The 4,815-nt window shown below is 67.5% G+C and carries 5 protein-coding genes; 1 reads left to right on the top strand and 4 read right to left on the bottom strand.

All coding sequences use genetic code 11. The annotated features are described in order from the left end of the window. The 3 genes from aftC to QOD90_RS25545 form a co-directional block, all read right to left on the bottom strand. Positions 1-1,128 (bottom strand): arabinofuranan 3-O-arabinosyltransferase (gene aftC, locus QOD90_RS25555; RefSeq protein WP_526354342.1); only part of this gene is annotated, 1,128 nt, incomplete at its 3' end. 20 nt (positions 1,129-1,148) lie between these two features. Next, positions 1,149-2,717 (bottom strand): alpha/beta fold hydrolase, encoded by a 1,569-nt coding sequence (locus tag QOD90_RS25550; protein ID WP_526354340.1) that lies wholly within the window; start codon positions 2,715-2,717, stop codon positions 1,149-1,151. Between the two features lie 76 nt (positions 2,718-2,793). Further along, complete coding sequence (locus tag QOD90_RS25545) at positions 2,794-3,588, bottom strand: pyrimidine reductase family protein (RefSeq protein WP_526354338.1); 795 nt, start codon at positions 3,586-3,588, stop codon at positions 2,794-2,796. A gap of 25 nt (positions 3,589-3,613) precedes the next feature. Between QOD90_RS25545 and zapE the strand changes: the two genes are divergently transcribed. Continuing rightward, positions 3,614-4,648, top strand: a complete 1,035-nt coding sequence (zapE, locus tag QOD90_RS25540; protein ID WP_526354336.1) for a cell division protein ZapE — start codon at positions 3,614-3,616, stop codon at positions 4,646-4,648. A 2-nt stretch (positions 4,649-4,650) separates the two neighbouring features. Here the strand turns inward: zapE and QOD90_RS25535 are convergent. Further along, the coding region (locus tag QOD90_RS25535) for a GNAT family N-acetyltransferase (protein WP_526354344.1) at positions 4,651-4,815 on the bottom strand (165 nt) is incomplete at its 5' end.

The raw sequence follows: 4,815 nt of genomic DNA, 5'->3' as shown, positions 1-4,815 counted from the left end.
CTCCAGGTAGCGCCCGGTCGTTGGCCAGTGGCCAAGCAGCCAGCGGTCCATCGTCATGAAGCCGTAGATCGCCAGCCAGGCCGGCCAATTGCGGATCACCGAGTTGGGCAGCACGACCGACATCAGGAAGGGGAACAGCATCATCGAGTAGTAGCCCTGGCCCAGCGAGGTCACCAGGAAGGTCGCGATCAACAGCACGCCGGATGACGTCACCATCCAGAACAGCGGGTCGCGCTGACGGTAATGGCGGTACAGCAGCCACAGACTCGCGATCGCCAGCGCCAGGAAGCCCAAGCGCAGCAACAGGATCAGCCAGGGCGGCAACCCGTAGTAGATGCCGTTGCCCTGGATGGAGCTGTTGAAGTAGTCGCGCACCGAGAAGATGTAGGGCACCGTGTTGCGCACGAAGCCCATCGGGTCGCTCACCAATGGCCACGCGGCGGCATTGAACAGCAGTGGCACGCCGAAGGCGGGGACCAACGCCCGCCATTGCCGGTTCAGGAGTGGAAGCAGTAGCAGGGGCGCCAGCGACGGTTTGACCACCAGCGTCAACCCGATGGCGATGCCGGCCAGCCATTCGTGGCTGATCTTCCCGCTGAGCAGCCACCGCAGGAACAGGACCTCACCGAGCAGGACGCAACCGTTGATGTTGGTGAAGACGAGTGTGCTGGTGACGCTTTCGGTGCAGAACATCGCGAGCAGCAGAGCGGGCGCGGCGACCGACGCCAGCGAGAACTTGAACAGCCGCAGCAGGAAGTACGCCGCCACCAGGATCGCGATGGTGTTGAAGGTGATGAACCAGTACCGCGAGGCGTCGACCGGCAGATAGCCGAACGGCGCCAGCAGCAGCGTCCCTCCCGGGGGGTACAGGTAGTGCGGATCCACCTGGTCGAAGTGCTCGTTGTAGATGTCGAGGCCGAGCTTGAAGTTGATGACCGCGCGGTAGACCGGGCCGAAGTCGTCGGTGATGTAGCCGTTCGTGGCCAGCACGTAGCTGCGGTGCACGATCGAGAGGATCGCGACGGGCCAGAGCACCGAGCGCAGAACGGTTGCGGCATTCGGCGGGGTGGTGCGGGGTCGGAATGCGTTCAACAACGTCTCTGGTACCGCCACCAGCGCACCGTACACCGGACGCCACGAGCGACAAGCTAGGCGGGGCAGTACGTGTCGGTCTCGGGAACCTTGCCGGTGCCGAGGTACGACAGCACGGGCGGCACCGCGCACGTCGAGTAGATGCTGGCACCGTGGCCGACGCCCTGCCACATCACGCGGCGGTTCGCGGCACCGGAGTTGATGATGGTCGCGGCGACGGCAGCGACGCCCTCGTTTCCGACGACGGGGTCGTTCTGCACGCCGAGCAGCAGCACCGGGATCTTGAGGTTCTGAGGGTCCGGCGGTGTCGAACCGCTGGGCCAGGCGAGGCAATTCACCAGATCGAGGGCGCCGACGGTGCCGAACTCGGGGTAGAGCTTGTTCCATTCGACGACGAGTTCGCGCACTCGGTCGGGGGTCGGCCGGTTGAGGGCGTCACTGCAACCGTTGACGAACTGACCGTCGGTCTCCCGGGTCGTCTCGGCTTGGTTGACGAGCGCGTTGAGTTGGGTGATGTCCCCTCCGCGCGCCGCGGCGAGGGTGCCGGCCAGCGCGTTGGTCGAGGAGACGAAGTCGCCGCGGGGGAAGGCGAGCGCGGTGGCGATGGCATCGGTGAGCGCGGCCACCGAAGCGCCGCCAGGGCCGGTCCCCTGGCGCGCGCTCGCCAGCATCGCGTCGATCGCGCCCCTCGGATCGGGTCCGAGCGCACACGCCGAGGCGACGCACTGCGCGACGAAGGCGTTCAACGCGGCCTGCTGGCCCTTGACCTTCTGTTCTGCCCTTGCCTCGGCGGCGATGCCGAGTGGCAGCGGCGAGTCGAGCACCAGCCGGGAGACCTTGTTCGGATGTGAACCCGCGTACGCCAGTGCGACCTGTGCCCCGTTACCCACGCCGAGTAGAGCGATCGTCGGGACGTCCCAGGTGCTGCGAAGCCGTTCGACGTCTTCGGCGGCGTGCGCGTTGTCGTAGGCGGAGTCGCCGGGGGCGATGCTGTCGGTGCAACTCGTCGTCGCCGTCTGGACGACGGCGCTGAGGTTGGCGACCGGGTCGTCGCCCGAGGCGAACTGAGCCTGGTCGAGCATCTCCTGGCGACTGAAGAGGTCGCGGCAGTCCAGTGCGCCGGACAAGCCGATGCCGCGACGGTCGACGGCGACGATCGGGTTGGTCTTGAGGACGTCGGCGCCGCCGCGGGAGAGCCACACCGGCAGCTGGGCGGAGGACGGCAGGTCCGTTCCCGTCGTCATCACCAGGGGACCGGCGTCTGACGGCGTTGCGACGGACTTCGCGCGGACCACCCCGATGCTGATCGTCCCCGAGGCGCCGTTGATCGAGTCGAGGTCGGCATCGAAGCTGGCGCAGTCGAGGCTCACGCCGGGGACGGCGGGGACGGCGGCCTGACTGAAGACCCGCGCCGTGCAGTCCCGCCAGGGCAGGTCGTTCTTGGGCGCCTCGATCGCCGGCGGTCCCGCCGCGACGGACGTGCTCGGCGGTTCGCCCTGCGGGCCGGCCCCCGAATCGGTGGCGAACCGGGGGTTGGCGGCTAGCCCCGGTGCGCAGCCGGCGAGCACGACAGCCGCGACGGCGGGCAGACAGAGGGCCCTGAGCAGCTGACGATGCCGACGCATGGGGACCACATTAGCGATCGCCGAGCGATCCCCTTGCCGGGCGGGGGACGAGCGAAGCGACGGGGGGTCGGCCGTGTCACTCGTCCTTGACGTACCGGGTGTAGAGGTAGCCCTCGTCGTCGCTCAGCAGGTGACTACGCCGCATGCGGGTGTGGGCCTCACCAGATCCGGTCGCGATGCGGCGGGCCGCACCGCCAACCAGGATCGGCGCGATGGTGACGCAGAGTTCGTCGAGGAGGTCGTTCTCGATGAGCAGGCTAATGAGCGACGGCCCACCTTCGGAGAGAACGCGACGCAGCCCGCGTGCGGCGAAGATCCTCAGAATCTCCGCGGGGTCGACGCGGTCGCTGTGCGCGCCGGACGCGTCGATGACCTCGGCCAATGCGTTGAACCGGCCGCGGGCGTCCTCGACGGCGTCGCGGCAGGTGACGATCAGCGGCGGTACCTCGGTGCGGGTGAAGATCTTCGCGTCGTGCTCGAAGTCGGCGCTGTGGGTGACGACGGCGATCGGCGGCAGCTCGGCCTGGCCGCGGCGCTGTCGGTCTTGGCGCTGAGCCAAGGACATTTGGGCGCCGGAGTAGTTCTCGATGCGCACGGTCGATGCGCCGACCAGGACCACGTCGGCTTCCTGGCGCATGCGCATGAAGAGCGCCTTGTCGCCATGCCCTGCCAAGTTGCCCGATTTGCCGTCGTCGGTGGCGCCGCCGTCGAGGCTGGAGATCATGTTGGCGCGTACCCAGCAGCGGTCGAGGTTCTCCGGATAGGAGTAGAAGGCCGCGAGCCGCCCGTCGTCGTCGGTGTCGAACGTGCTGCCCAGGGGGCCTAGCTCTGTGAGCTCGGTCGCAGCATCGGCATCGGACACATTGACCATTGCAGCACGTCGATACAGTTCGTTCATGTCTGGGGCCAGCGGTGTCAATCGTCTGACGGATCGGCAGCCGCGCGTGACGCCGGAGCGACTGGTCGCGGGGCTGGTGCCGCCGCCCACGTTCTCCGACGTCAGCTTCGACACGTATCGGCCGGATCCGGCCGAACCGTCGCAGACCGCGGCGGTGCAGTCGTGCCGAACCTTCTGCGAACAGGCCATTGAGCGCCGAGCCGGCAAGAAGAAGCTCTTCGGCAAGCGCGAGGTGCTGCCCGGTGTCGGGGTGTACCTGGACGGTGGTTTCGGCGTTGGCAAGACCCACTTGTTGGCGTCGAGTTATTACACGCTCGCGGACACCGGCGCCGGCCCGGCAGCCTTTGCGACGTTCGGCGAGCTGACGCAGCTCGCCGGTGTCTTCGGCTTCCTCGAGTGCATCGACCTGCTGTCCGACTACGTGGTGGTCTGCATCGACGAGTTCGAACTCGACGACCCGGGGAACACGACGCTGATATCGCGACTGCTTTCGGCTCTGGTGGAGCGTGGGGTTTCGATTGCGGCGACGTCGAATACGCTGCCCGAACAGCTCGGTGAGGGCCGGTTCGCGGCGCAGGACTTCCTGCGTGAAATCAACACGCTGGCAAAGATCTTCACCACGGTGCGGATCGAGGGGCCGGACTATCGGCACCGCGATCTGCCGCCGGCGCCGGTGCCGCCCTCCGACGACGACGTGCGCGCCGAGGCCTCGGACGTACCGGGTGCCACACTCGACGACTTCGATGCGCTGTGCGCCCACCTGGCGACGATGCATCCGTCGCGGTACCAGGCGTTGATCGACGGTGTCACCGAGGTGTTCATCACGGGGGTTCATCCGTTGGACGACCAGAGCGTCGCGCTGCGGTTGGTGTCGCTCACCGACAGGCTGTACGACGCGGGCATACCGGTGGTGGCGTCGGGTACCAAGCTCGACACGGTCTTCAGCGAGGAGATGCTGGCGGGCGGTTTTCGCAAGAAGTACCTGCGCGCTACGTCGCGGCTGCTGGCCCTGACCGCTGCCGGCGGACATTAGCGCTACAGCGGGCGCACCATCACGTAGTCGTTCTCGAGGTGACCGCCGAGGCGGAACGTCTTGGTGCCGCTGATGGTGAACCCCTGCTTGGCGTAAAAGCGTTGCGCGCGTTTGTTTTCCTGGTTCACGCCCAACCAGACGCAGGCCGCGCCGAGCGCGCGGGACGT

The organism is Mycobacterium sp., assembly GCF_032161845.1.
GTDB lineage: Bacteria > Actinomycetota > Actinomycetes > Mycobacteriales > Mycobacteriaceae > Mycobacterium.
The sequence above is the reverse complement of the archived record's forward strand: the minus strand, read 5'-3'. Positions and strand labels throughout refer to the sequence as shown.